Raw genomic sequence first — 3,674 nt, 5'->3', positions numbered from 1 at the left:
AAATGTTCTCTCCTTTATAAACAAAACCAAATAAACCTAAGAAATACTGGTCCCGTCTTGTAAAAGGCATAAAACACGGATATTTTTTGAGAAATTTTTCTGGGTTTTTTGAAAGTTTCTGAGGGTGGATAGGGTTATGTTTTTGTAAAAAATTTTAAATATGGGATGAAGGAATTTCTGCGTGGTACGTTACAAATATAACATAGTTATTAGATGTGATTCTTATGAGTGGTGAAGAGAAGCTTTCGGATGCCGGTTTGTGGAAGGGCTATTTTAAGACGGGGATAACCGATCTACCGCCAGGCAAGATTCTGATAAGAGGTTATCCTCTGGAGGAGTTAATGGGAAATATCAGCTTTGCCGAGGTCCTCTACCTTATTTTAAAGGGTGAACTGCCCTCAAAAGAAGAAGGAAAATTGATGGAGGCAGTGCTTTTTGGCATCGTTGATCACGGATTCTTGAGCTCAGCGTCACCCCCAGCCAGATACGTGGTCTCGGGTAATCCGGATCCCATACACGGAATAGTTAGTGGAGTCTTAAGTATCGGACATTTTACGGGTTCGCCTCGAGCTAGTGGAGAAATGCTCAAAGAAGCTTACCAAATTATGAAAAGTGAAAAATTGAGTATAGGGGAAACCGCCAAGAGGATTATTACAAAATTCAGGGAAAAAAAGAAAAGAATACCAGGTCTTGGACACCCATTATACACCATAGATCCAAGAGCCGCTAGACTAAGAGAGTTAGCGGAGAGATACGGTAAGCTTGGAGAGTATGTTAAACTCATGGAAGCGATTCACGACGAATTTGTGAAGACAAGAGGGAAGGAGATTCCAATTAACACCGATGGAATGATGGCTGCGGTCATGGCGGAACTGGGATTTGACCCCCTAGAAATGGAAGCACTGGGTGTAGTTTCTTACCTACCAGGTATTATTGGACACACCATTGAAGAACTAAAAACGGGACAGATAGTCCGAATAATTCCGCCCGTTATCACACAGTATACTGGACCTGCAGAGAGGCATTTACCTAAAGAAAGAATAAAAGAAGATTAAAAATCTATATTTCCGAAATCCGGAATTTCCGCAGAATTACTTTCTTTTCAATTATATTTCTGACAATATTAGATTTAGATATAATATTTAGAAAAGAACACTAACATTTTAAAAAAATTAACTTCCTATTAATTATGAAAAACGGCAATTATTTGAGTTGAAAGCTTGTTAAAAAAATTGAAATGAATCTTGGAGGAGACACTATGGATGTGACTGAAGCTATTGAGACCAGGCAGAGTATTAGGAAATTTAAAAGTGATGATGTTTCTGATGAAATTATTTTCCAACTTTTAGATATGGCGAGAAAAGCCCCCTCGGCAGAAAATGCCCAACCTTGGGAGTTTATTATCATTAAAGATCAAAAGATCAAAGGAGAAATAATTGAAACGCTTAAAGCAGGTATCGGAGACAAGGAATTAAACAAATTTGTGAAAGATTTTTTAGCCCCAATGGTGAGTGAGGCGGTGGGTTTCCAAGTTCCTGTCCAGGCCCTTATTAAGGGTGCAGGATATTATCCTCTTCTTAACGCTCCAGTATTAATTGCTGTCTGTATGAAGGACCCAACAGCTCTATTCAAATCTTTTAAAGAAAATTATAGCAAGTACCGGGATATTATCTTTATTTGGTTTGTTCTAAGTATTGGCGCAGCAGTTGAAAACCTTATACTTACTGCAGTCCCTAAAGGACTAGCAACCTGCTGGACCTCCGGATTCATGTTTGGTGAAGAGAGGGTTAAAAAAATCCTAGAAATTCCAGAAGGTGTCAGATTATTATCTATAATTGCTCTCGGTTATCCTGAAAAAAATCCGTTCAAAACTCCTAGAAAACCTTTAGAAGAAATCGTTTACCTAGATAAATATTCAAAAGCACACCCAGCCTTAACAAGCAAATCTCCAAGTTTGTAATATTAAAAGTTATTTTTTTGATAATCATAGTATTTTACTAGGGAGTGGTAAGCGGCTACTCCGTCTTGCGGGGTCTCATAGACTGGGATGCCTCTCTGTTTCAAATCTTCAATCACAGGACTATCCTCTAGCGCATAAATTTTTACCGTTAGTATTGGTTTCTGGTATTTGTCTAATAATTTTTCCAATTCTTTTGCCAGTTCAATTTCTTGTTGGGATGCTAACTCCCTTATTTCAGGTAAATAATGTATTTTAGCAAAAGCTTCCCTCATACCAGGTCCGATTAATACTACCCCATCTATATTTTCCTTTTTTAGAAGTGTTTCGATGATATCACTAAGAGCCTTGGATGAAAATGCTCCGTCCGTGGTATCTATTGGATTTCCTTTACTCCAGTGAGGTGGTAAATACTGGCTTATGTATTCAATCTCATTATTTGTGAGGGAGGGAATTTCTAACCCAGCTTCTCCAAGGTAGTCACTAGTTATCACACCCCAACCCCCACCGATTGTCATAATGCCCACCTTTTTTCCCTTGGGTAGGGGCTGTGTGCTAAAAGCGGCAGCGATTCCCACCATTTGATCAATGTTCTTTACTTGTATAATACCTGTTTGGCGAAAAACCGCTTCACATATCTCATTTGCTCCTGCCATCGCCCCCACGTGTGCCATAGCGGCTTTTTTACCCAGCTCGCTTACTCCAGACTTATAGAGTAGTAGGGGTTTTTTCTTGGTTGCCCTCTTAGCAGAATTCATGAAGCCCCGACCTTCTTTGATACCCTCTAAATACATCATGATGACTTTGGTTTGAGGATCTTGGGTATAATAGTCTATTAGCTCATGCATTTTAATGTCCGCTTCGTTTCCCGCGTTAGTGTATCTGCTCACTCCAATCTTGTATCTTTTTGTCCATCCCATCATAGCAACGCCGGGAGAACCACCCTGAGTGATAATACCAACATTTCCGAATTCTGGCCTCGTTGGGGAGAGAAGAGCATGCATACTTACTGAAATACTGCTTACCCCATTACAGTTACCTCCCGTGAAGCGCAGCTTACCCTTTCTAGCTATTTTCACTATTTCATACTCAAGCTCTTTTCCTTCCCGTGTTCTAACCTCTGAGAAGCCAGCGGAAATTAAAATGCAAGCCTTAACATTATTATCAACACAGTCTTGCATAGCTTCCTCTACAACGTGCGCAGGGGTAACTATAACAGCTAAATCGATATCCTCAGGTATCTCCCTTAATGAGGGATAAGCTTTCATATCATTGTAAACTTTTGCCGAATTGGGGTTCACAGCGTAAAAGTTTCCAGTATATCCCCCATCAAGTATATTCTGAGCAACTATGCTACCCACACTCATAAATCTTTTTGAGAGCCCGATCATAGCAGTTGATCTTGCATTGTAAAGCGGATGAAGCTGCTCGATTATTGAATTCAACATCAAGCCTCCACCGAAACTAATTGTTAGCAGTTTAGAGTCGGTATACTAAGGTTTTTATGTGTGTAAAATCTATCCAAAGTTTTCTATTATTGGGAAGAGGTAGATAATTTTTATGAGTTTTGTTATGTTTGAAGCTTGATTAAGAATATATCGGTAGGTACTGCTGTTAAACAAAAGATAAGAAAAATTTACATTAGTTAACTAATGATTCTGAGGGGTAGAATAGACTGTTGAGTTATTTTAATGTTTAATAATCTATTATTTTATAT

General features: G+C 38.9%; 3 protein-coding genes. 2 read left to right on the top strand and 1 reads right to left on the bottom strand.

Going from position 1 to position 3,674, the window contains the following annotated elements; genetic code table 11:
- Positions 1 to 224: 224 nt before the first annotated feature.
- Positions 225 to 1,055: a citryl-CoA lyase gene (locus ACUVXA_RS18085; protein ID WP_445872684.1), complete on the top strand. Its 831-nt coding sequence runs from the start codon at positions 225 to 227 to the stop codon at positions 1,053 to 1,055.
- A gap of 209 nt (positions 1,056 to 1,264) precedes the next feature.
- A complete protein-coding gene (locus tag ACUVXA_RS18080; RefSeq protein ID WP_445872683.1) occupies positions 1,265 to 1,960 on the top strand; it encodes a nitroreductase family protein in 696 nt (231 codons plus the stop codon).
- 2 nt (positions 1,961 to 1,962) lie between these two features.
- On the opposite strand, the gene ACUVXA_RS18075 is transcribed toward ACUVXA_RS18080, so the two are convergent.
- The gene (locus tag ACUVXA_RS18075) at positions 1,963 to 3,405 is read right to left on the bottom strand and encodes an acetate--CoA ligase family protein (protein ID WP_445872682.1); all 1,443 of its coding nucleotides are present in this window, start codon (positions 3,403 to 3,405) and stop codon (positions 1,963 to 1,965) included.
- Positions 3,406 to 3,674 lie beyond the last annotated feature (269 nt).

It is taken from the genome of Candidatus Jordarchaeum sp. (assembly GCF_052745115.1).
This window is presented reverse-complemented; position numbering and strand designations above follow the sequence as displayed.

What these genes read in the sequence shown, in the direction of transcription:
- ACUVXA_RS18085 (WP_445872684.1), top strand. Translation starts at nt 225, where the DNA reads ATGAGTGGTGAAGAGAAGCTTTCGGATGCCGGTTTGTGGAAGGGCTAT.
- ACUVXA_RS18075 (WP_445872682.1), bottom strand. Translation starts at nt 3,405, where the DNA reads ATGTTGAATTCAATAATCGAGCAGCTTCATCCGCTTTACAATGCAAGA.